Source organism: Rhizorhabdus histidinilytica (assembly GCF_900167915.1).
GTDB classification, from domain to species: domain Bacteria; phylum Pseudomonadota; class Alphaproteobacteria; order Sphingomonadales; family Sphingomonadaceae; genus Rhizorhabdus; species Rhizorhabdus histidinilytica.
In genome coordinates this window covers 300,423-322,470 of record NZ_FUYM01000003.1, presented here as the reverse complement: position 1 = coordinate 322,470, position 22,048 = coordinate 300,423, and the positions used below count along the sequence as shown (strand labels likewise).

Here is a 22,048-nt window from a genome sequence, read left to right as displayed (position 1 = left end):
CTATTAAAGCGGGAGGGCGGGCAATGGTGGCGATTACGGGCAACGCCAATATCATCGAGGCCGCCGATTCCGTGGCCGGCGGCAGCACCTATGTGCCGGCGATCGATTGGGATTTTCGTCTCGGTGCACTGCCGCCGGAGATCACCTTTTCGCGGGCGAGCATTGCGACGCTGGTCGACGAGACCGGCAAGATCGCTTTCGCGCCAGCGAACCTGTTCGCGCGCTCCCAAGAGTTTGATATCGGCACCTGGGTCAAGGGCAACCTGACCGTCGTCGCGGACGCTACGATAGCGCCGGACGGGAAGACGACCGCCGACAAGTTGGTAGAGGCGGCGAGCAGCAGTACCCATTATGTGCAACAGAACGTCGGGACCGTCGGGCTGTACGAAGTCCTGACCGTCTATGCGAAGCCCGCAGGGCGCGACTGGATCGGCCTCAATCTGAGCACCGCGAACGCGGCCTATTTCAACGTCGCGACCGGTACGGTTGGCACCGTGACTGGTACCGGCGCTGTCGCGACGATCACGCCAGCCGCGAACGGCTTCTATCGCTGCTCGCTGAAGGGGCTGCGCCAGACGTCCGGCTATAACGCCATCTTCTGTTGCGCGGCCGACAACGCGCCCTCCTATGCCGGCGACGGCACCTCTGGCGTCTATTTGTGGGGCGCGCAGCTGGAGCCGGTCGGATATCAGGGTTCGGCGCGCGCCTATCTGATGACGACCACCGCAGCCTATCACGGCCCGCGCTTCAACTATAATCCGCGGACGCTGGAAGCGCGCGGCGAATTGAACGAGGAGACGCGGTCGAATATCGCGACCCAGAGCGAATTCGTGAACGGGGTCGCCGACGCTCCGACGCGCAGCTCAGTCACCGCCGTTCCATTTGCCGGTCTATTCTGTGGCACCGGCCTGTCGCTGCAGCTTGTGCCGGCAACGACGGTGTATGCCTATAAGACGGTGCCGACGGTCGCAGGCACGATCTACACCTTCTCTATCTTCGTCAGGATGGACGATGGCGGGCCGCCCGTGTTCGGGTCGGCCGGCACGAACAACCCCCTCAACGATTTCGTCCTGAATGTCGGCGGGTCCGTGACGAGTCCGTCGCTTTACACGATCGAGGATTATGGCGGCGGTCTATATCGCGTCTGGTTCAGCGCGGCCGCAGCTTCCGATAATGCCTATGCGGGCGTCATCAAATATGGCGGCAACAGCGGGCGGGGCTTCTCGACCAGCGGCTGGCAGTTTGAGCAAGGATCCTTCCCCACCTCCTACATTCCTACGGGCGCCAGCGCGGCAACGCGCGCGCCCGAGCAGCCGGTCGCTTCGGGGCCGAACTTCACCGGCTGGTTCAACCCTGACGAGGGAACGATAGTCGTCGACTTCGAGGCGCTGGGCTACACGGCGCAAAACATGCTTCTGACCGCTTCGGACGGGGGAAACAACAACCTGATCGAGCTGCGGCTGACGGACGCCGTCACCACACGCTCGCAGTATACCTCGGGCGGAGCGCTGGTGGCTGCGCTGGCGCATTCAACGCCGACGATGGGCGTCGTTCGCAGGCTGGCGACGGCCTATAAGGTCGACGATTTCGCCTCGGTGCTCGACGGTGGGGCGCCAGTGACGGATGCGGCCGGCGCCGTCCCCATCGGGCTGGACCGGCTGGGCATTGGTAACCGGAACGGCAACTTCATCTTCAACGGCCATATCCGCCGAATCCGCTACTTCAGCCAGCGCCTGCCGAACGCGATCCTCCAAGCCTTCACCAAGCCGATCACAGGTACCGGTGCGCCCATCGAGGCGAGCGACGCCGTCGCCGGCACCGGCCGGGTGAAGGTGCAGGGCACCGCCGCGATCGTCGAGGGGGACGACGTCGCGGCGGGCTCGGGCGAGACCGGCATCAGCCTGGTCACGCCGAGCAGCCGCATCGCCCTTTCGGGCTTCTCCCGCCTCTCCAACCGCATCGCTCAATAAGGATAGGGATATGGCAACGCCGTCGACCGCCACGCCGTGGCCCGAAACCATGGACCCAGCCGAGGAGATGGAGTGGATCGCCCCGTTCTGGCTGCTGCTCGAGGAATACGAGCAGGTCGAAAGCTACGAACTGGAGTTGTCGCCTGAGGCGATCGAAGCGGGCGTGATCATCATGACCGGGGACGGCCGCGATCATCACCTGATCACCGGTCGCCCCGATATGCGCGACAATACGGCGGTCATGCTGTGGCTGAAGGTGACCGAGGCGATGCAGCAAGACCCGATGTTCGACGGAGGCGGCACCGCATTTCCGGTCCGGGGCAGGATCAGGACGAACTCGGTTCCGTCGCGGAAGCGGAAGAAGACCTATCTCATAAGGATCGTGCAGAAATGACGGACGATATCGCCGCTGGCGGCCGCTTCGAGGTCGCCTTCTCCTTCTTCACCGGTCCGGCTGGCGTGTCGCCCATGGCCGAGGATCGCACCACCATCGTGGCGATCCGCAAGCCGAGCGTCCGCGGCGCCTATGACGCCGCCGGGACGGTCGCCGGCCAGCCGGTCGAGGTGCTGGGCGTCAGCAAGAGCCCGGTCGAGGGGTACACGCGCGTCACGGCGCGTTATCTAGACGGAGTGATCAATTCCCAAAGCGCCCCCTGAGCCGGGGAACCGGTTTCGATCCGCAATCCCAGCAAGCGCCAACCTCCTTCATCACGCAAGTCTGGTGTGAGAAAATCGCCGTCCGCCCATGCCCACCGACGCAGATCCCAGGCGAAATCGGGCGTCATCAACCAATGGGCAGGCCATTGCCCAACCGGATGTGGCATCCTGCGCGCCAACTTCATCCAAGCTGCGCGCAGTTCGTCGATATGCTCCTGAAGGGCTTCAGCGGCGATCATGCGTCTTCACTCTGCGCGACCGGCTGCATGCGCTCGATCGTCGCCTTGAACGCCTCCCGCTTCTCCCGCTCGCGCGCGAGATCATACTGGAGCTGGTGGGCGATCAGGAGGTCGGCGACCTCGTCACGCATCAGCGCGCCGAGCTTATAGGCGAGATCACGCGACACGTCCGCCTTGCCCTGAAGGACGTTGTGGAGGTTCGGCCGGTTGACGCCAAGCCGGCGCGCCGCCTCCGCGACGTTCAAACCCCATTGGGGCAGGATGGTTTCGCGCAGAAAGACGCCGGGGTGCTTGTCGATCGGCGGCTGCTTCGTCACCAGCATTTCCGCCGGGTCGGTGATCTTGAATTCGTCAGGGTTGCGCTTGGACATGATGTCACTCCTCCACCCTAGCAGGTGTATGGCATCGCAATACATATTGCAAGTGGAAATGTATGGTGCGGCAAGACAGCAATTGAGGGGCTCGCGGCCCCTCAATGATAGTCCTCGTAATCCATCACCGCGACGGTCTGCGCCTCGATGTCGACGAGGAAGGTAAGGCGGTAGTTCCGGGTGACGGTCAGGCTCCACGTCCCGGCCCGCTGGCCTTTCAGTTCATGGGCGCGCCATGCGGGGAAGGCGGCGAGTTGGGCCGGGTCGGTCATCACGCGGATGGCAACGATCATCTCGGCGATCTTGCGGACTTCAAGAGCGGTGAAGCCGCGAACCGCCGTCAGGGTGTCATCCTCGACCAAAGCCTTAACCCGCTTGTCCCGAACCGATATAATCTGCATCGCCGTTCCTCCCTGTATGCTCACACCATACACGAAGGGGCGGGCCGTGCAACAGAAAAGTATGGTATCACCATACATTTTTCTTGACCATCGACTGACGATCAGGCATACAGCTAGTGTGGGAGAGCGGGTCCTTTTCGCGGGCCGCCCCTGATCCAGAGCCTATCTGAAGACACGTCCGCACGGTAGTTTTACGACTTTCCCGTAAAACTCAGCCGGGCGGGGGTTCCGGGCTGCAACCCGGAAACCGACGAGCCTTAGCACCTCGTCACGCGCGGCCGGCCAGCCGCTACGATCCCGCACCCGTGCACCGGGCGGGACCATCTAGGGCCAAACCCCCATGGAGTCTCACACGACGTTGAATGCGCCGATCATCCCGATCGGCGGCACTGCCGGCGAATGCGCCGGATATATCTTTGACCAGGCAGGCGACGCGCTCGGCAAGCGCGAGGCCATCGGCTTCGGCGAGGCGGGCTTCTATGTCGCCGTCATTGACCGCGCGCTGGCGAACGCGACCATCATCGCCAACCACTACAGCCGCCGCGTCTATTCGGCCTCGACGCTGCACCTTGGCGTCTTTGTCGGCGGGCGCTTCGAAGGCGTGCTGCAATACGGCTATGCGATGAATCCGGCTTCGGCTGGGAGCGTCGTCACCGGCACGCTCATGACCGAATATCTTGAGCTCAATCGCATGTGGCTGGCGGACAGCGCGCCGCGCAACAGCGAAAGCCGGGCGCTTGCCTTCTCGATCCGGCTGATCCGCCGCATCCGGCCAGCGGTCAAATGGATACAGTCATTCGCCGACGAGCGCTGCGGCCTGTTCGGCACGGTCTATCAGGCGGCTGGCTTCACCTTCCATGGCGAGCATCTGGGCCGCTTCTGGGAACTGGACGGGGATTGGTATCACGACAGCCTCATGACGAACGGCAAGTCGATCGGTCCGCGCGCCGCGCACCTGCGCGCGAACCGCGACCGGGCGACCATGCACAAGCTGCGGCAGTTTCGATATCTGCGGTTCCTGAAGCCCCGGTTCGCGAAGGCATGCCGATACCCCGCGCTGCCGTTCCCGAAGCCTGATTATGGTGAGCAAATCTCACCTTAGGATGGATGCGCCAAGCGGCGGGGATGCGTCGAACTTCGGTCCGACCCGAAAAGGTAACCGGCGGTTACCTTTTCCCTGTTGCAGTTCGCCGGCAGCAGGGGCAGCAGGATCGTGCGGCCCGTCCAGACGACGAGCCCCTTCCAAGGGGTGTGAGGACGGTGGGAGCCCGTCGGGCCGCTCCACTCAAGAGCCCCTTCAGCCGGCCGGGTTATCTCGACTGAAAAAGCTCTGAAATCCGCCGCTTTCTATCCTCCGCGATCCGATTTCTCTCGACCAGCCGGCACCCCAATCGCGTCGCGAATGCTTGCTGAGCGACTCGACCAAAACCCGCAGATTTCCGACGGAAAACCGAGCGAATCCTATGGGCATGACTCGCGCTATTTGGGTGGCGATCAGTGCAGTCTGATCTCGTCCGCCAGTTCGGCAGGGCACCCGGCGCTAGGCACGGGATCGAGCGTCCAGACGATATCCGCGACCGCGAGCCACAAATCGCGGGCGACCGGGTCGGCATCGACGGCGGTCTTTCTCACCATGGCCATAACGAAGCCTTTCGATAGATCGCCATAGGCAAGCATGACGTCTCTCGCGAGGTCGACCACCTCGCCGCCGGTTAAGCCCGGATCGAATGCGGCACCTTCCATCATAGCCCCTCCTATTGCGGCCACGCTCTCACGACCCGACCGATTCGGACAATAGCCCCGCTCGGTTAACGGGCGGTGCCCATGGATCTCGCGCGCCCAGCTCGCGCTCGTCGACGTTGAGCGCGATAGCCAGGTGCAGCCGCTCCTGCTCGGGCAGGCGCCGCGGCGTCCCACGCTTCACGAACTGCTGCAGATAGGCGTCATTGCGCCCGATCATCCGCGACACTGAGGCGAGATCGAGGCCCTGATCGCGCACCAGCCGCACCACCGTCCGCCGCACGGTGTCGGGGCAGGGGATCGCGCTCAATGGCAGAGCCAATCGGTTTCGGCGTCGTCCAGGGCCTCGAAGGCGTCGCCCTCGGCCCTGATCGTCGACAGGTGCTTGCGCACGTCGTCGACGCTGCCGTTGCGGGGAAAGGTTCGATCAGCGCGCATGCCCTTCGCGAGCGCGCCTATGAAGCCGGGGCGATCGTGCTGCTTCAGCAGCCAGGCGCCGAACGGCTGGCGGGAAGATAGGTCGGCCATGGTGCCTCCATAGGGGTTTATCCGGATCGGACTGAATCGCTCTTGCCCGACTCGAAGCGGCCCCTTCATACGATGTTCCGATTTTGTTCTCAAATTTGGAGGGGTGAGAAATGGGGTGGAACGACTTCCGGCTGGCGGCGCGGGGCGAGCGATATCCGAATGCCGACGGGTCCAGCCGGCAGGACGAGCTGCGCCGTTGCGCGCGCGGCGAGCGCGTCAACCTCATCCGCGAGCCGGCCAATGAATATGATCCGGCCGCCGTCGCGATCTTCTCCTGCCGAGGCGTTCAACTCGGCTATCTCGCCGCCGAGCACGCCAGTTGGATCGGCAGCAAGATCGACCGGGGCTATGATGTCCGCGCGGTCGTCGAGCGCGTGAAGGGCGCGCACCTCGAAGGCGCCACGCTCGGCCTGGTGATCCTGATCAACATGGAAGGGGACGACCCGACAATTGACGGCGATGCGGCTCAGCCGTTCGACCCGGCGGAAGCTTGGGCGGCCTGATCATGGGCTGTAGTTTCCCCGATATCGGCAAGGCGGCTACTGCGATATTCGGATGGCCGACCGGCGGGCGGGGGCGTCGCGCCGGTTGCACAAGGGGGAACTAGCCATGTTGACCTTGGTGATCTTTGCCTCGGCGGCCGTTCAGCCAGCCGCACCGCCGATCGGCTCGGCTCGGTCGGTGATAGAGGCGCAGCTACAGGCGGCGCCTCGCGTCGATGATCAACTTCCGCCCGAGGAGGCAGATGCGATCCGCCAGCGCTACCTAGAATCGATCGGAAAGCCGGTCGAGGGTTCAGGCTCCGGCGGGGGCATGGAGCATTGGTTGAAGCGTAAGTACGATTCGGTGAGCCCGCGTCCCTGACGGCCGACGAAAATAATCTGGGGGCATTCTTGGGGGCAGTTGAAAATAGACGATCTCATGAGATCGCGGATTTCTGCCATTAATTCGGTTTAGTGTGATGGGCGGCGGACCCACCAGACACTCTGCCAGTTTCCCTATCTTTCCGTCATTCCCGCGAAAGCGGGAATCCATGGGCCGCCTATCGGCCGGCCCGCTCTCAGGGTACGAAGATGCTGATGATCTGGCTCGCCAGGAGCCACAGCGCGCCCGCGCCGATCAGCGCGGCGACGAGATAGGCATGACCGGGAAAACGCTCGACCATCGACTGCAAATCCTCATTTGACCTTGGCCCGCCAGATAGGGCCGGCGATCCCGCGGCTCAATCGGCCGGGCCGGACCGGCGTGGGCGTTTCATTCGATCTTAGTCTAACCGGCGGAGCGGGGCCCGATCGGGAGGCTCGTCGGAAAGCTTGGTTTTCGGCGGCTTAACCCTTGCGGGTTACGCGCCTTTAAGGCGGGGCGGTTTAGACCAAAGTCGTACGGGACGGCAAAAGGATGGTCCGAATGCACAAGTTCACGAAGCTCCTTCGCGACAGCCGCGGCGCCACCGCCATCGAATATGGCCTCATCGCGGCGCTGATCGCGGTCGCGGCGATCACCGCGATGACGGCGCTGGGCAATCAGCTTTCCACGACGTTCAACAACGTCAGCAACAATATGAAGGCCTCGTAAGGGCTTCTCCAACCCGCTTCCGCTGCCCCGGCCGGTGCGTCCCCGGCCGGGGTTTTCTGCGGTGGAGGAAGGCGCGCGCCGATCCGGGCCTTGCCCCGGCGCGTGCTGTTCCCTAACTGTTCGCGGGTGACTCAGGATGCCCCCGTTCCCGAACCCGCCTATCTGCGCGGCCTCAACCCGCCGCAGCGCGAGGCGGTGCTCACCACCGAGGGGCCGGTCCTCGTCCTCGCCGGCGCGGGTACCGGCAAGACGGCGGCGCTGACCGCGCGGCTGGCGCATCTCGTCGCGACGCGGCGGGCCTGGCCGTCCGAGATCCTGGCGGTCACCTTCACCAACAAGGCGGCGCGCGAGATGCGCGAGCGGGTCGGGCGGCTGCTCGGTCAGGCGGTCGAAGGGATGCCGTGGCTCGGCACCTTCCATTCGGTCGCCGCGCGGATGCTGCGCCGCCATGCCGAGCTGGTCGGCCTCACCCCCAGCTTCACCATCCTCGACACCGACGACCAGCTCCGCCTGCTCAAGCAGTTGCTCGCAGCGGCCGACCTCGACGAGAAGCGCTGGCCCGCGCGCCAGCTCGCGGGGCTGATCGACCGCTGGAAGAATCGCGGCCTGACCCCGGCGGATATCGACGCGGGCGAGGCGGAACAGTTCGCCAACGGCCGCGGCGGGGAGCTCTACCAGCAATATCAGGAACGGCTGCGCGCGGTGAACGCCTGCGACTTCGGCGACCTGCTGCTCCACATGCTGACCATATTGAAGACGCATCGCGACGTGCTCGCCGATTATCAGCAGCGCTTCCGCTATGTGATGGTCGACGAATATCAGGACACCAACAGCTCCCAATATCTCTGGCTCCGCCTGATCGCGCAGGAGCGCAAGAACATCTGCTGCGTCGGCGACGACGACCAGTCGATCTATTCGTGGCGCGGCGCCGAGGTGGCGAACATCCTGCGGTTCGAGCGCGATTTTCCCGGCGCGGCGGTGATCCGGCTCGAACAGAATTACCGATCGACCCCGCACATCCTGGCGGCGGCGAGCGGGCTGATCGCGCATAATGGCGGGCGGCTCGGCAAGACGCTGTGGACCGAGGAAGCCGAGGGCGAGAAGGTTCGCATCGTCGGCGTCTGGGACGGACCCGAGGAGGCGCGCCGCGTCGGCGACGAGATCGAGGCGCACGAGCGTGGCGGCGGCAAGCTCGACGACGTCGCGATCCTGGTCCGCGCCCAGTTCCAGACCCGCGAGTTCGAGGACCGCTTCATCGCGATCGGCATGCCCTATCGTATCGTCGGCGGCTTCCGCTTCTACGAACGTGCCGAGATCCGCGACGCGCTCGCCTATCTGCGGACGATCAGCCAGCCCGCCGACGACCTCGCCTTCGAACGGATCGTCAACACGCCCAAGCGCGGGCTGGGCGACAAGGCGGTCGCCAAGCTCCACCAGCTCGCGCGTGCCGAGGGGATTCCGCTGACGCTGGCCGCCGCGCGCATCCTCGGCACCGACGAGCTGACCCCGCAGGCGCGCCGCGCGCTCGGCAACCTGGTCGGCGACATCGCCCGTTGGCGCGACCTGCTGTCGCAACTGTCGCATCCCGAGCTGACCCGGCAGGTGCTGGAGGAGTCGGGCTATGTCGCGATGCTTCAGAACGAGAAGTCGACCGAGGCCGAGGGCCGGCTGGAGAACCTCAACGAGCTCGCCCGCGCGATGGAGGACTATGCGACGCTGGGCGACTTCCTTGAACATGTCAGCCTGGTGATGGACAACGACGCCGAGGCGGAGGCCGCCAAGGTGACGGTGATGACGATCCACGCCGCCAAGGGGCTGGAGTTCGACACCGTGTTCCTGCCCGGCTGGGAGGAAGGCGTATTCCCGTCGCAGCGGTCGCTCGACGAAGGCGGGCTCGCCAGCCTCGAGGAGGAGCGGCGGCTCGGCTATGTCGCGATCACCCGCGCGCGCCGGCGTTGCACGATCATCCATGCCGCCAACCGCCGCATCTACGGCCAGTGGACCTCCTCGATCCCGTCGCGCTTCGTCGCCGAGCTGCCCGACCAGCATATCGAGACCGAGACGACCATGTCGGGCGGCGAATCGCTGTGGCGCGCGCAATGGTCCGAACATGCCGATCCCTTCGCCCATGTCGGCCGGTCGCAAGGCCGGGGCCCCGGCTGGCAGCGCGCGACCGCGGCGGGTGGCCTCGGCAGCCCGCAGGCCGGGTCGCGGGTCGTCGAGGCGCGCGCCTCGGCGGTCAGCTTCGCGCAGCCGCCGCGCAAGGACATCGCGCTCGGCCAGCGCGTCTTCCACACCAAGTTCGGCTATGGCGCGGTGGCCGAGATCGAGGGCAACAAGCTCGAGATCGACTTCGAGCATGCCGGCCGTAAGCGGGTGCTCGACAGCTTCGTCAGCCCGGCCTGAGAATATATATCTACCACTTAGGTAGAAATTGTCCGCGTCCCTGCGATGGGCGGTTGCGGGAGGCCCGGCCGACCGCCTAGAGGAAGGTAATGGCGAAGAGCGCGCACCCTCTCTCGATCCCGGCCTATCGCTCCTACTGGCTGGCCCGTTTCGCCTCGACGCTCGCGCTCAACGGCATGGTCGTTATCATCGGCTGGCAGGTCTACGACGTCGCCCGGCGGACGATGCCTCCGCGCGAGGCGGCGTTGCAGCTCGGTCTGATCGGCCTCGTCCAGTTCCTGCCGCTGATGCTGCTGACGCTCGTGACGGGGCTGGTGGCCGACCGGATCGACCGGCGCTGGATCGCGCGCAGCACCGCCGCACTGGAAATGCTGTGTGCCGCAGCGCTGGCGCTGCTGACCTGGTTCGACGCCGTCAACCTTCCGGCGCTGTTCGTGATCGCCGCGCTGCTCGGTGTCGCGCGCGCCTTCGCCGGGCCGGCGCTCCAGGCGCTGGCGCCCAATCTGGTGCCGAAGGAAGTGCTTCCCGCCGCGATCGCGGTCAGCTCCTTCGCCTGGCAGGTCGGCGCGATCGCCGGACCGCCGCTCGGGGGCTATCTCTACGCGATCCACGCGCCGCTCGCTTATGCGGTCAGCGCCGGCCTGCTCGCCCTCGCCACCGTCATGCTGATGCGGATCGGCCCGGTGCCGCGCGCCGTCGTCACCGGGTCGCAGCATCCCTGGGGGCAGATGCTGGAGGGGATTTCCTACCTGAAGCGCAATCGGCTGGTGCTCGGCGCGATCTCGCTCGACCTGTTCGCGGTGCTGCTCGGCGGTGCGACGGCGATGCTGCCCATCTATGCGCGCGACATCCTCCATGTCGGGGCATCAGGGCTAGGCCATCTCCGCGCGGCGCCGGCGATCGGGGCGGCGGTGGTGGCGATCTGGTTGAGCCGCTGGCCGCTCCATTTCAACGTCGGGCTCAAGCTGCTCGTCGCGGTGGCGGTGTTCGGGGCGGCGACCATCCTGTTCGGCATCTCCTATCGCTTCCCCGATCCGCTGGCGCTCTCGCTGGTCTGCCTCGCGCTGCTGGGCGGCGCCGACATGGTCTCGGTCTACGTCCGCCAGACGCTGATCCAGCTCTACACGCCCGACGAGATGCGCGGCCGGGTGGGGGCGGTCTCGACCCTGTTCATCTCGGGATCGAACGAGCTGGGGGAAGCCGAGTCGGGCTTCCTTGCCGCGTTGGTCGGCCCGGTCACGGCGGTCGTCGCGGGCGGCATCGGCACGATCATGGTCGCGGTCTTGTGGGCGCGGCTCTTTCCGGAAATATTGCGGGCGAGGACCTTCGATCCGCCCACGTCGTTCGAAACCATTCCAGGTCAGGAGAAGGCAGCATGACCAAATACGCATCGATACTGGAGACGATCGGCGCCACGCCGCATGTGCGTATCAACCGGCTGTTCGGCGACGCCGAGGTGTGGATCAAGTCCGAACGCAACAATCCGGGCGGATCGATCAAGGACCGCATCGCGCTGGCGATGATCGAGGATGCCGAACGCACGGGCAAGCTGAAGGCCGGCGGCACGATCATCGAGCCGACCAGCGGCAACACCGGCATCGGCCTGGCGCTGGTCGCGGCGGTCAAGGGCTACAAGCTGATCCTCGTCATGCCGGAAAGCATGTCGGTCGAGCGGCGCCGGCTGATGCTGGCCTATGGCGCGAGCTTCGACCTCACCCCGCGCGAGAAGGGCATGAAGGGCGCGATCGAGCGGGCGCTGGAGCTGCAGGCGCAGACCCCGGGCGCGTGGATTCCGCAGCAGTTCGAGAATCCGGCGAACATCGACGTCCATGTCCGCACCACTGCCGAGGAAATCTACGCCGACTTCAAGGACACGCCCATCGACGTCCTGATCACCGGCGTCGGCACCGGCGGCCACATCACCGGCGTCGCGCAGGTGCTCAAGCCGCGCTGGCCGAATCTGAAGGTGTTCGCGGTCGAGCCGACCCTGTCGCCGGTCATCTCGGGGGGGCAGCCCGGTCCGCACCCGATCCAGGGCATCGGTGCCGGCTTCGTGCCCGCCAATCTCCACACCCAGCTTCTCGATGGCGTGGTCCAGGTCGATCCCGCCGACGCCAAGGACTATGCCCGCCGTTCGGCGCGCGAGGAGGGGATGCTCGTCGGCATCAGCTCGGGCGCGACCCTCGCGGCGATCGCCCAGAAGCTTCCCGACTTCGCGGGCAAGCGCTTCCTCGGCTTCAACTACGACACCGGCGAGCGCTATCTGTCGGTGCCGGATTTCCTGCCGGAGTAGGTGGCATCAACTCATGACCGTCATGCCGGTGTTCGCTGGCATGACGGTCAGATGGCGGGCTTCGTCCCGTCCTCCTCCTCGCCCGCGCTGCCGATCGACTGATCGATCAGGCCGGCGCGCATCATCAGCCAGAACAGGATGATGCCGGGCAGGGCGACGACGGTGGTGAGCAGGTAGAAGTTCACAAAGCCGATCGCGTCGAGCATCGCGCCCGCGCTGGTGCCGGTCAGCAGCCGGCCGACGATGCTCGCCGCGGCCGAGATCAGCGCATATTGGGCGGCGGTGAAGCGCAGGTCGCACAGCGCCGAGAAATAGGCGACGACGGTGACGCCGCCGATCCCGCTGGCGATGTTCTCGAACCCGATCGCCCCCGCCATCGCCCAATTGTCGTGGCCGCTCGCGGCGAGCCCGGCGAAGCTCAGGTTGGACACCGCCATCAGCACCAGGCTGAGCAGCACCGACCGCTTCATGCCGAGCCGCGAATAGAGGATGCCGCCGATGAAGATGCCGATCAGATAGGCCCAGAAGCCGAAGCCGACATCGTAGATCGCGATCTCGTCATTGCTGTAGCCGAGGCTGTCGAACAGCAGCCGGAAGGTGAGGTTGGCGAGCGTGTCGCCGATCTTGTGCAGCAGGATGAACAGCAGAACGAGCAGCGCGCCGCGCCGCCGGAAGAATTCGGCGAGCGGCCCGACGATCGAGGCGACGACCTCGCTGCCGGTACGGCGCATCGTCGGCTCGCGGTGGCGTTCGGGCTCGCCCATCACCAGCGCCGCGATCATCGCCGGCAGCGCGAAGGCGGCGCACGCGATATAGGCGGCGCCCCAGCCCATCCGTCCCGCGACGACCAGCGCAAGCGCGCCCGCCGTCGCCGATCCGATCCGCCAGCCATATTGCGACATGCCCGCGCCGACGCCGAGCTGGCGCGCCTCGAGCAATTCGATCCGATAGGCGTCGATGATGATGTCGAAGGTCGCGCCCGCCGCGCCGACCAGGATCGCGGCGATCGCGGTCTGCATAAGGCCGGCGCGAGGGTCGACCAGGCCGAGATGGACTACCGAGGCGATCACCAGCACGCCGATCACCAGCATCCACGACACGCGCTGGCCGAGCCGGCCGATCACCGGCAGGCGGACGCCGTCGACGACCCAGGCCCAGAGGAATTTGAGGTTGTAGACGAGGAAGGCGAGGGTGAAGGCGGTCACCGCCTTCTTGTCGATCCCGTCTTGCGCCAGCCGGGTCGTCAGCGTCGCCCCGATCATCGCATAGGGAAAGCCCGAGCTGATGCCGAGGAACAGCGCCGCCAGCGGCGCCGGCTCGGTATAGGGCCGGATCGCCGCGATGATGCCCTTGCTTTCGACGGCCGCGCCGTCCGCCCCCGATCTTTCGTTCATGCCGCGACCATAGCGAAGCCGCCGCAGGAGGAAAGCCGGGTATCGGCTTTCCTCCTGCGGCCTTGCGTTTATTGCGATGGGGCCGGCGTCGCGCAGAGTTGCACACGCGCCTCCGCGGTGAGGAACGCCCCTCGACCCGCGCAGGTCTCCCGCTGATTCTCGGCCACGAAAGCGGGAGTCAGCCGTTTCACCATCCGGCTGACGGGAATCGCGCAATCGCATTCGTCAGGATCGCAAAACTCCTTCGGATCGAAGGCGACGGGGTGGAGATATTGCTGGGTCGCCAACAGGATGGTGTCGGTTTTGTTCCAGCAATATCGAGCACCATCCCGAATGCCGGGCGCAAGTTCTGTTAATTCTATGTATCTTGGAAATCTGCGATCGATCATGTCTATCCACACGGTTTGTGCGGTATCGTTGGGTATCGTGACAGGAATTGCATCGCAGCCGGCCAAGACGAGGAAAGCAAGAGCGATCGATGTCTTCATCGTTGCGATCGTCTTTGGCGATGCACCCAGTTGGCGAAATCGTCGGCTTCCCGTTCATATGGATTGGGCGTGCCGTTCAAGGCGCCATATAGTGCACTCAACAGATATAGGGGGACGAAGCCGAATTTCTGATATTGGTAAGTGTGGCCGCTTTCATGTTCCGCCGTGTTGGCTTGCGTAGGTTGCCGATCATAGCTTCGTCCGACTGGATCCTCCGGCCTGCTTCCCGGGCCGTGCAGAACGGCATTGCCGAGCGTGAACGCGCGGTCCTTCTCGCCGAGATAACCACTTTCGAACTGGATGCCGTTGTCCCGCACGGAAATGCCGGCACGCTTGTCGCCAGCCAGTCGGGCGGCGGCGACATTCGCCAGGCCAGCCACGCCGCCGGCGAATGTAAGGGGTGCGGCATAGGCTTTCCCCAAGGCATCGGTGAAGCGGTTCGAGGGAAGCAGGCGGTTCGCTGCGGCCTGTTCGGCCTCAGCCTGCCGGCGGCGAACGTCGGCGACAATTCTCGCCACCACCGGCGATGTGAGAGGGTTGGGTCCGGGCTTGGGACGGTTCGGCTGGGGGCTGCGCTTTTGCATATGTAGGCCTCGGTCAATGGACCGTTCCTATAGAGCGGGAACGTCTTTTTGTCAAGAACAAAATAGGAACATTCAGAGGTCATGACCGATCGATCGGCCATGGCTTTCAGCCGGCTGGGCGGTGTCCGGGGTTGACCCGGCCGGGCTTTGGCCCGACCAGAGGCGACATCCTTTTCGGAGACGCCCGTGGCCAAGCGCCTCACTTACTATATCCTCGGCGCGATGATCGCCGGCATCGTCGTCGGCATCACGCTCAACCGGACGATCACCGACCCCGCCACCCTGACCGACGTCACCGGCCATATCTCGATCCTCACCGAGCTGTTCCTGCGGCTGATCAAGATGATCATCGCGCCGCTGGTGTTCGCGACGCTCGTCACCGGCATCGCGCATATGGGTGACACCGCCGCGCTCGGCCGGGTCGGCTTCCGCTCGATCGCCTGGTTCCTGACCGCCAGCCTGATGTCGCTGACCCTCGGCCTGATCATGGTCAACCTGCTCCAGCCCGGCGTCGGCGCCGATCTGGTGCTGCCGCCCGAAGGCGCCTCGGCGGGGGTTTCGCAGGCCGATTTCTCGCTGAAGCAGTTCGTCACCCATCTCGTGCCCAAGAGCTTCTTCGAGGCGATGGCGACCAACGAGATCCTCCAGATCGTCGTCTTCTCGGTGTTCACCGGGGTCGCGATCACCGCGGTCGGCGAGCGCGCCGCGCCGCTGGTGCGCGGCATCGAGGCGCTGGTGCAGGTGATGCTCCAGATCACCGACTATGTGATGCGCTTCGCCCCCTTCGCGGTGTTCGCGGCCGTCACCACCGCGCTCGCCGAGCAGGGCCCCGGCATCCTGCTCAGCTTCGGCAAGTTCATGGGCAGCTTCTATCTGTCGATGTTCCTGCTGTGGGGCTTGCTGCTGCTGCTCTGCTACCTGATCGTCGGCGGCCGGTCGAAGCTGCTGATCCGCTATATCCGCGAGCCGATCCTGCTGGCGTTCAGCACCGCCTCCTCCGAAGCGGCCTTCCCGCGCACGCTGGAGGCGCTCGACCGGTTCGGCGTGCCGCCGCGCATCGCCAGCTTCGTGCTGCCGCTCGGCTATTCGTTCAACCTCGACGGCTCGATGATCTACTGCACCTTCGCGACGATGTTCATCGCGCAGGCCTACGGCATCGAGCTGACCTTCGCGCATCAGGTGACGATGCTGCTGATCCTGATGGTGACGTCGAAGGGGATCGCCGGCGTGCCGCGCGCCAGCCTGGTGATCATCTCGTCGACCCTGGCCTTCTTCGACATTCCCGAGGCCGGCCTGCTGCTGATCCTCGCGGTCGACCATTTCCTCGACATGGGCCGCTCGGCGACCAACGTCGTCGGCAATGCGGTGGCGAGCGTGATCGTCGCGAAATGGGAAGGCGGGCGGCTGGACGAGATCGAGCCCGCCGAGATCGAGCCGCCCCGCGCGCCTTGACGGCGGGGGGCGGCCCCGACCCTTACTTCACCAGATAGTCGTAATAGGAGCCGTCCGGCGGGCCATCGAGCGCCTCCATCAGCGCGCCCATCATCGGCAGCTTCTTGAACGGCTCCTTGGTCGCCTCATGGGCTTCGATGCTCGCCCACTTCTCGATCAGGACGAAGCGGCGCTCGTTGCCGGCGTCGCGCAGCACCTCGGCGCCTTCCGATCCGGCGAAGCCGGCGACCGCCGCGGCCAGGTCGCGCAGCGCGGTCTCGAGCTCGGCGTCGCGGCCTTCCTTGGCGTGCATGATGTAGAGCCGTGCGGTCGTCATGGGTTCTCCTCTCAGATGTCCTCGGCCAGCCGCCCGTAGAGCTCGGGCCGCCGGTCGCGGAAGAAGCCGAAGGCGGCACGATGCCGCTTGGCGAGGTCGATGTCGAGGGTCGCCACCAGCACGCCGGTCTCGGTCGCGCCGAATTCGGCGAGCAGGTCGCCGCGCTGGTCGCAGATGAAGCTGTGGCCGTAGAAGGTCTGGCCGTTCTCGGTGCCGATCCGGTTGGCGGCGACCACCGGCACGACGTTCGACACGGCATGGCCGATCATCGCCCGGCGCCACAGCCGGCTGGTGTCGAGGTCCGGATCGTGCGGCTCGTTGCCGATCGCGGTCGGGTAGAACAGGATCTGCGCGCCCATCAGCATCATCGCCCGCGCGGTCTCGGGATACCATTGGTCCCAGCAGATGCCGACGCCGACCGTGGTGCCCTCGGCCGGCCACACCTTGAAGCCGGTATTGCCGGGGCGGAAGTAGAATTTCTCCTCATAGCCCGGCCCGTCGGGAATGTGGCTCTTGCGGTAGACGCCCTGCACCCGGCCGTCGGGATCGATCATCGCCAGGCTGTTGTAATGGTGCGGCCCGTCCGCTTCGAAGAAGCTGGTCGGGATATGGACCTTGAGCTCGGCGGCGAGCGCCTGCATCGCCCGGACGGCCTTGTGCTCGCCGACCGGCCGAGCGCGGGCGAACATGCCCTCATCCTCGACCTGGCAGAAATAATGGCCCTCGAACAGTTCGGGCGGCAGCACCACCTGCGCGCCCTTGCCGGCCGCCTCGCGCACGAGCTTCGAGACTTCGGCGATGTTGGCGTCGATGTCGTCGCTGAAGGCGAGCTGGAGCGCCGCCACGCTGATCTGGGTCATCTCGTCTGGGTCCTCAAGCGGCCGGTATCTGCTGGCTGATGCAATGGAAGCTGCCGCCGCCGGTCAATATATGGTCGGCGCGGAAGCCGACAACCGCGCGGCCGGGGAACAGCGCGCCGATCGCCGCCACCGCCGCCTCGTCGTTGGGCGCGCCGTAGAGCGGCACCACCACCGCGGCATTGCCGATGTAGAAGTTCATGTAGGAGGCGGGGATGATCTCTCCCTCGTCTCCCTCTTCGGCTTCGCTCTCGACCGCGCCGGGGGAGGGGATGCCCACCACCTGCAGCCCGAAGGCCAGCGCGCGCGCCTTGGCGTCGGCATAGACCGCCGCGTTGGGATCGTCCGCGCCGGCCGGCTCGGGGATCGCGATAACTCCCGGCGCCACGAAGCGGGCGAGATTGTCGACATGGCCGTCGGTATGGTCGTTGGCCAGGCCGTCGCCCAGCCACAGCAGCCGTTCGACGCCGAGGCCCTCGGCCAGTCGCGCCTCGATCGCGGCGCGGTCGAGGTCGGGGTTGCGGTTCGGGTTGAGCAGGCATTGCTCGGTGGTCACGCCGATGCCGGCGCCGTCGACGTCGATCGCGCCGCCCTCGAAGATCCAGTCGCGGGTGCGGACGGGACGGCCGGTGCGGGCTGCGAGCCGCGCGCCGATGCTCTCGTCGCCGGGCAGCTCATATTTGCCGCCCCACCAGTTGAAGCCGAAATCGGTCGCGGCAAGGCCGTCCGGCCCGCGCACGATGATCGGCGCGCTGTCGCGGAGCCAGATGTCGCCGAACGGCTCGACGATCACCTGCGCGGCGTCGCCCGCCAGTTCGGCGGCGCGATCGGCCGAGGCCTCGTCGGCCGCGACCAGGATCACCCGTTCGCCCCGGCCGCCGGCATGGACGGCACGGGCGAAGGCGATCACCTCGGCCCGCGCGGGTTCGAGGTCGTCCTCCCACAATTCGGGGTGGCTCGGAAAGCCGATCCAGACGGCGTCGTGCGGGGCCCATTCGGCGGGCTGGCGATAGTCGGTCATGCCGCGCCAGATAGCGACGGGACGTGACGGTTCAAAGGATGAATTGCGTGCGAAACGAGCGATCGGGCGACATTGCCAATTCCCGCCGTAACGAAGATCGGCTAGGCGTCCGATCCATGACCATGGATCTCGATCGCACGCTCCGCTCCCGCCAGGTCCGCTGGCTGGTCACCGGAGCCGCCGGATTCATCGGTTCGCACCTGGTCCAGACGCTGCTCGCGGCGGGGCAGTCGGTGCGCGGTCTCGACAATTTCGCGACCGGCCATCGCAGCAATCTCGACGATGTCCGCGATCGGGTGGGCGAGGATGCCTGGGCGCGCTTCGACTTCATCGAGGGCGACATCCGCGACCGGGCGGACTGCGCGGCGGCGGTCGCCGGGATCGATCATGTGCTGCACCAGGCGGCGCTGGGTTCGGTGCCGCGCTCGATCGCCGATCCGCTCTCGTCGCACGACACCAACGCCACCGGCTTCGCCAATATCATCGACGCCGCCCGGCTCGCCGGGGTCGGCAGCTTCGTCTACGCCTCGTCGAGCTCGGTCTATGGCGACGAGCCCAACCTTCCCAAGGTCGAGGGGCGGATCGGCCGGGTGCTGTCGCCCTATGCGCTGACCAAGCTCCACAACGAGCTGGTGGCCGAGGTCTATCGCCGCAACTACGGCTTCGGATCGGTCGGCCTGCGCTACTTCAACGTCTTCGGCCCGCGCCAGGACCCGAACGGCGCCTATGCGGCGGTGATCCCGCGCTGGACCGCGGCGATGATCGCGGGCGATCCCGTGCTGATCAATGGCGACGGTGAGACGAGCCGAGACTTCTGCTACGTCGCCAACGCGGTGCAGGCCAATCTGCGCGCCGCGCTGTTCGCGCCGGCGGGGGAGGCGCATCTGCTCAACGTCGCGGTCGGCGACCGGACCACCTTGTCCGAGCTGTTCGCGTTGCTCCGCGACGCGCTGCGCCGTGACGGGGTCATCTATGACCGCGACGCCGAGCATGGCGATTTCCGGCCCGGCGACGTGCGTCATTCGCTGGCGGATATCGGCGCCGCGGCCGCACTGGTCGGCTATGCGCCGACGCACCGGATCGCCGAAGGCTTGGACGAGGCATTGCCCTGGTACCGGCACCTCGCCAAGGTGGAGGCACTTTAGTCAACCTGTCGACTGGGGGGTATGCGTGAGCGTTGAACGAGGAACGAGCCGGATCGCGGTGATCGGTCTGGGATATGTCGGCCTGCCGCTGGCGGTGGCGCTGGCGAAGCATTTCCCGACCGTCGGCATCGACATCGACCAGGGCCGCGTCAACGAGCTCAAGCGCGGCCATGACCGGACCAACGAGCTGACCGCCGATGTGCTCGCCGCCTCGACGCTGGGGCTGACCACCGCGATCGGCGAGGCGGCCGACGCCGACGTCGTCATCGTCACCGTGCCGACCCCGGTCGACCATGCCAACCGCCCCGATCTCGGCCCGGTGATGTCGGCGACCCGCAGCGTCGCATCGGTGCTCGAGCCCGGCCGGGGGACGATCATCGTCTATGAGAGCACCGTCTATCCCGGCGTGACCGAGGATCTCTGCGGGCCCGAGCTGGAGAAGCTGTCGGGCCTCAAGCGCGGCACCGACTTCTTCCTCGGCTACAGCCCCGAACGGATCAACCCGGGCGACCGCGAGCATACCGTCGACCGCATCACCAAGGTGGTGGCCGGCGAGAATCCGGAGGTGCTCGACACGCTCTGCGCGATCTACGGCGCCGTTACGACCGGCGGCACCTTCCGGGCCGCCTCGATCAAGGTGGCAGAGGCGGCCAAGGTGATCGAGAACGCCCAGCGCGACATCAACATCGCCTTCGTCAACGAGATCACCCAGATCTTCGGCAAGGTCGGCATCTCGATCTGGGACGTGCTCGCGGCGGCGGGGACCAAGTGGAACTTCCTGCGCTTCGTGCCGGGCCTGGTCGGCGGCCACTGCATCGGCGTCGACCCCTATTATCTCAGCTATCTCGCACAGCAGCTCGGCCATGATCCGCGCGTCATCCTCGCGGGGCGCGGCACGAACGACGGCATGGGCGCCTGGATCGCCGACCAGATCCACGAGAAGATCGCCAGCGGATCGCGCATCCTGATGCTCGGGCTGACCTTCAAGGAGAATGTCCCCGACCTGCGCAACTCGCGGGTGATCGACGTCGTCCGCCGGCTCGAATGGCTGCGGCACGAGGTGGTGATCCATGATCCGCTCGCCGATCCGGCGGAGGCGCGCCACGAATATGGCGTCGACCTCGCCGCCGATGCGCTCGACGGGCGCTACGACGCCGTGATCGGGGCGGTCTCGCACGGCGACTATGCCGCGCTGCCGGCCGATCGCCTCGCCGCGCTGGTGAAGCCGGACGGCCTGGTCGCCGATCTCAAGGGCATGTGGGGCGGGCTCGACCTGCCCGGGGTCCGGCGCTGGTCGCTCTGAGCGATCGCCCGCACATCCTGAGTAGGGACTGAGCTTGGCGAAGGCCCATATCGAAGGATATTTCCAGCCTCGAACGCCCCTTCGAGACAGCATTTCGACTAGGCTCAATGCTTCCTCAGGGCGAGCGGGAACTTTTGAAGCAGACTCTCAGGACGAGCGGATGAAGGGCGTTCCGGCGAGTCCTTTTGACCGCGGTCAATGCGGCCATGCCGCCGCTTCCGGCAGGAAGCATCCTCCGACGAATGGGAGGATCGCATGGCCGATGGCGGGATCGAGGCGGGGGCGACCCCCTATGGACGGATCGGCGGCGCGCCGGTGGTGCGGGCGATCGTCGATCGCTTCTACGACCTGATGGATGCGGAGCCGCGCTTCGCCGAGCTGCGCGCGCTGCACGCCGACGATCTCGCGCCGATGCGCCGTTCGCTCGCCGGTTTCCTCACGGCCTGGCTCGGCGGGCCGCGCGACTGGTTCGCCGACAATCCCGGCAAATGCGTGATGTCGGTCCATGGCGGGATCGCCATCGGCGCCGGCACCGCCCGGCAATGGACCGATGCGATGCGGCTGGCGATCGTCGATCGGACGAGCGACCCGGACCTCGCCGCCCGGATGGCCGATGCCCTGGAGGGCATGGCGCTGGCGATGGCCCGGGTCGAGCCCGTCGGAGGCTAGAGCATCGTACGGTTATCTGACCCGCTCAGCCCCTCCTCAGGATGTGCGGAGCTAAACGTACGATGTTCCCCCCCGGGCGGTCCTACTTGGCCAGTTCGGCCTCGATCGCGTTGGTGATGATGGGATCGTCCGGCGCGATGTCGGGCGCGAAGCGGCCGGCGACGGTGCCGTCCTTGGCGATCAGGAACTTCTCGAAGTTCCAAAGCACGTCGGTGTCCTTCTCCGGCACGATGCCGTAGCCGGCCAGCTTCTCCTTGAAGCTGCCGTCCTTGAAGGTCTTGTCGGGCTGCGCCGCGACCAGCTTCGCATAGAGCGGGTGCTGGTCGTCGCCCTTGACCGAGATCTTGGCGAACATCGGGAAGTCGACGCCGTAATTGGTCGTGCAGAATTCCTGGATTTCGCTCTCGGTGCCCGGCTCCTGCGCACCGAAATTGTTGGCGGGGAAGCCGAGCACGGCGAAGCCCTTGTCCTTGTAGCGGCCGTACAGCGCCTCGAGTGCGGTATATTGCGGGGTCAGGCCGCATTTCGACGCGACGTTGACCGCCAGCAGCACCTTGCCGGCATAGTCGCCGAGGGTGGCGTCGGCGCCGCCGATCGTCTTGAGCGGAATCTGCTGGATATCGGTGGCCATGATCGACT

The 22,048-nt window shown here is 66.1% G+C and carries 26 protein-coding genes; 14 read left to right on the top strand and 12 right to left on the bottom strand.

Annotation, left to right across the window (positions count from 1 at the left end; genetic code table 11):
* Positions 1 to 23: 23 nt before the first annotated feature.
* Genes B5X82_RS08230 through B5X82_RS08220 form a run of 3 tightly spaced genes read left to right on the top strand, consistent with a single transcriptional unit; the run spans position 24 to position 2,627 of the window.
* Positions 24 to 1,970, top strand: a complete 1,947-nt coding sequence (locus B5X82_RS08230) for a phage head spike fiber domain-containing protein (RefSeq protein ID WP_079647654.1) — start codon at positions 24 to 26, stop codon at positions 1,968 to 1,970.
* Positions 1,971 to 1,980: 10 nt separating this feature from the next.
* The gene (locus B5X82_RS08225; protein ID WP_079647653.1) at positions 1,981 to 2,364 is read left to right on the top strand and encodes a hypothetical protein; all 384 of its coding nucleotides are present in this window, start codon (positions 1,981 to 1,983) and stop codon (positions 2,362 to 2,364) included.
* The gene (locus B5X82_RS08220) at positions 2,361 to 2,627 is read left to right on the top strand and encodes a hypothetical protein (protein ID WP_079647651.1); all 267 of its coding nucleotides are present in this window, start codon (positions 2,361 to 2,363) and stop codon (positions 2,625 to 2,627) included. The genes B5X82_RS08225 and B5X82_RS08220 overlap by 4 nt, the downstream gene beginning before the upstream one ends.
* A 235-nt stretch (positions 2,628 to 2,862) precedes the next feature.
* Here B5X82_RS08220 and B5X82_RS08215 read toward each other — a convergent pair whose 3' ends face one another.
* Positions 2,863 to 3,237 carry a HigA family addiction module antitoxin gene (locus B5X82_RS08215; RefSeq protein WP_079647649.1) on the bottom strand — a complete coding sequence of 125 codons (375 nt, stop codon included), beginning with the start codon at positions 3,235 to 3,237 and terminating at the stop codon, positions 2,863 to 2,865.
* A gap of 101 nt (positions 3,238 to 3,338) precedes the next feature.
* A complete protein-coding gene (locus tag B5X82_RS08210) occupies positions 3,339 to 3,638 on the bottom strand; it encodes a type II toxin-antitoxin system RelE/ParE family toxin (protein WP_176152506.1) in 300 nt (99 codons plus the stop codon).
* Positions 3,639 to 3,978: 340 nt separating this feature from the next.
* Between B5X82_RS08210 and B5X82_RS08205 the strand changes: the two genes are divergently transcribed.
* Positions 3,979 to 4,740 carry a Mom family adenine methylcarbamoylation protein gene (locus B5X82_RS08205; RefSeq protein ID WP_079647645.1) on the top strand — a complete coding sequence of 254 codons (762 nt, stop codon included), beginning with the start codon at positions 3,979 to 3,981 and terminating at the stop codon, positions 4,738 to 4,740.
* A gap of 392 nt (positions 4,741 to 5,132) precedes the next feature.
* Here the strand turns inward: B5X82_RS08205 and B5X82_RS08200 are convergent, their stop codons facing one another.
* From B5X82_RS08200 to B5X82_RS08190, 3 genes are read right to left on the bottom strand one after another with little or no spacing between them, the layout of a single operon-like run.
* Positions 5,133 to 5,384, bottom strand: coding sequence for a hypothetical protein (locus B5X82_RS08200; protein ID WP_079647643.1), 252 nt, complete (start codon positions 5,382 to 5,384; stop codon positions 5,133 to 5,135).
* 25 nt (positions 5,385 to 5,409) lie between these two features.
* Positions 5,410 to 5,688: a hypothetical protein gene (locus B5X82_RS08195; protein ID WP_079647641.1), complete on the bottom strand. Its 279-nt coding sequence runs from the start codon at positions 5,686 to 5,688 to the stop codon at positions 5,410 to 5,412.
* Entirely contained in the window at positions 5,685 to 5,906 is a 222-nt protein-coding gene (locus tag B5X82_RS08190) for a hypothetical protein (protein ID WP_079647639.1), read from the bottom strand. The genes B5X82_RS08195 and B5X82_RS08190 overlap by 4 nt, the downstream gene beginning before the upstream one ends.
* 110 nt (positions 5,907 to 6,016) lie before the next feature.
* On the opposite strand from B5X82_RS08190, the gene B5X82_RS08185 reads away from it, so the two are divergent.
* From B5X82_RS08185 to cysK, 6 genes are all read left to right on the top strand, one after another.
* On the top strand, positions 6,017 to 6,409 hold the full coding sequence (locus B5X82_RS08185) for an HIRAN domain-containing protein (protein ID WP_079647638.1): 393 nt from the start codon (positions 6,017 to 6,019) through the stop codon (positions 6,407 to 6,409).
* Between the two features lie 106 nt (positions 6,410 to 6,515).
* Positions 6,516 to 6,770 (top strand): hypothetical protein, encoded by a 255-nt coding sequence (locus tag B5X82_RS08180; RefSeq protein ID WP_176152505.1) that lies wholly within the window; start codon positions 6,516 to 6,518, stop codon positions 6,768 to 6,770.
* A gap of 543 nt (positions 6,771 to 7,313) precedes the next feature.
* The gene (locus tag B5X82_RS08175) at positions 7,314 to 7,481 is read left to right on the top strand and encodes a Flp family type IVb pilin (protein WP_029549160.1); all 168 of its coding nucleotides are present in this window, start codon (positions 7,314 to 7,316) and stop codon (positions 7,479 to 7,481) included.
* Between the two features lie 126 nt (positions 7,482 to 7,607).
* Positions 7,608 to 9,887, top strand: a complete 2,280-nt coding sequence (locus tag B5X82_RS08170) for an ATP-dependent helicase (RefSeq protein ID WP_079647905.1) — start codon at positions 7,608 to 7,610, stop codon at positions 9,885 to 9,887.
* Positions 9,888 to 9,976: 89 nt separating this feature from the next.
* Positions 9,977 to 11,266, top strand: a complete 1,290-nt coding sequence (locus tag B5X82_RS08165) for an MFS transporter (RefSeq protein WP_079647636.1) — start codon at positions 9,977 to 9,979, stop codon at positions 11,264 to 11,266.
* On the top strand, positions 11,263 to 12,180 hold the full coding sequence (cysK, locus tag B5X82_RS08160) for a cysteine synthase A (protein WP_079647634.1): 918 nt from the start codon (positions 11,263 to 11,265) through the stop codon (positions 12,178 to 12,180). The genes B5X82_RS08165 and cysK overlap by 4 nt, the downstream gene beginning before the upstream one ends.
* A gap of 47 nt (positions 12,181 to 12,227) precedes the next feature.
* On the opposite strand, the gene B5X82_RS08155 is transcribed toward cysK, so the two are convergent.
* The 3 genes from B5X82_RS08155 to B5X82_RS26275 form a co-directional block, all read right to left on the bottom strand.
* Entirely contained in the window at positions 12,228 to 13,574 is a 1,347-nt protein-coding gene (locus B5X82_RS08155; protein WP_079647632.1) for an AmpG family muropeptide MFS transporter, read from the bottom strand.
* Between the two features lie 68 nt (positions 13,575 to 13,642).
* Positions 13,643 to 14,062 carry a hypothetical protein gene (locus tag B5X82_RS08150; protein ID WP_079647630.1) on the bottom strand — a complete coding sequence of 140 codons (420 nt, stop codon included), beginning with the start codon at positions 14,060 to 14,062 and terminating at the stop codon, positions 13,643 to 13,645.
* Positions 14,059 to 14,646 carry a hypothetical protein gene (locus B5X82_RS26275; protein ID WP_139385055.1) on the bottom strand — a complete coding sequence of 196 codons (588 nt, stop codon included), beginning with the start codon at positions 14,644 to 14,646 and terminating at the stop codon, positions 14,059 to 14,061. Before B5X82_RS26275 ends, B5X82_RS08150 begins: the two co-directional genes overlap by 4 nt.
* 186 nt (positions 14,647 to 14,832) lie before the next feature.
* Here B5X82_RS26275 and B5X82_RS08140 point away from each other — a divergent pair, with 186 nt between their 5' ends.
* Complete coding sequence (locus B5X82_RS08140; protein WP_079647628.1) at positions 14,833 to 16,098, top strand: dicarboxylate/amino acid:cation symporter; 1,266 nt, start codon at positions 14,833 to 14,835, stop codon at positions 16,096 to 16,098.
* Positions 16,099 to 16,120: 22 nt separating this feature from the next.
* Here the strand turns inward: B5X82_RS08140 and B5X82_RS08135 are convergent, their stop codons facing one another.
* From B5X82_RS08135 to B5X82_RS08125, 3 genes are read right to left on the bottom strand one after another with little or no spacing between them, the layout of a single operon-like run.
* Complete coding sequence (locus B5X82_RS08135) at positions 16,121 to 16,414, bottom strand: putative quinol monooxygenase (RefSeq protein WP_079647627.1); 294 nt, start codon at positions 16,412 to 16,414, stop codon at positions 16,121 to 16,123.
* An 11-nt stretch (positions 16,415 to 16,425) separates the two neighbouring features.
* Positions 16,426 to 17,274 carry an N-carbamoylputrescine amidase gene (aguB, locus tag B5X82_RS08130; RefSeq protein WP_079647626.1) on the bottom strand — a complete coding sequence of 283 codons (849 nt, stop codon included), beginning with the start codon at positions 17,272 to 17,274 and terminating at the stop codon, positions 16,426 to 16,428.
* A gap of 13 nt (positions 17,275 to 17,287) precedes the next feature.
* Positions 17,288 to 18,292: an agmatine deiminase family protein gene (locus B5X82_RS08125; protein WP_079647625.1), complete on the bottom strand. Its 1,005-nt coding sequence runs from the start codon at positions 18,290 to 18,292 to the stop codon at positions 17,288 to 17,290.
* 116 nt (positions 18,293 to 18,408) lie between these two features.
* Between B5X82_RS08125 and B5X82_RS08120 the strand changes: the two genes are divergently transcribed.
* From B5X82_RS08120 to B5X82_RS08110, 3 genes are all read left to right on the top strand, one after another.
* Positions 18,409 to 19,437: an SDR family oxidoreductase gene (locus tag B5X82_RS08120; RefSeq protein ID WP_079647623.1), complete on the top strand. Its 1,029-nt coding sequence runs from the start codon at positions 18,409 to 18,411 to the stop codon at positions 19,435 to 19,437.
* A 25-nt stretch (positions 19,438 to 19,462) separates the two neighbouring features.
* Positions 19,463 to 20,740 carry a nucleotide sugar dehydrogenase gene (locus tag B5X82_RS08115; protein ID WP_079647622.1) on the top strand — a complete coding sequence of 426 codons (1,278 nt, stop codon included), beginning with the start codon at positions 19,463 to 19,465 and terminating at the stop codon, positions 20,738 to 20,740.
* A 255-nt stretch (positions 20,741 to 20,995) separates the two neighbouring features.
* Positions 20,996 to 21,409 carry a group II truncated hemoglobin gene (locus B5X82_RS08110; RefSeq protein ID WP_079647621.1) on the top strand — a complete coding sequence of 138 codons (414 nt, stop codon included), beginning with the start codon at positions 20,996 to 20,998 and terminating at the stop codon, positions 21,407 to 21,409.
* An 82-nt stretch (positions 21,410 to 21,491) separates the two neighbouring features.
* On the opposite strand, the gene B5X82_RS08105 is transcribed toward B5X82_RS08110, so the two are convergent.
* Positions 21,492 to 22,040, bottom strand: coding sequence for a glutathione peroxidase (locus B5X82_RS08105; RefSeq protein ID WP_079647620.1), 549 nt, complete (start codon positions 22,038 to 22,040; stop codon positions 21,492 to 21,494).
* Between the last annotated feature and the right edge of the window lie 8 nt (positions 22,041 to 22,048).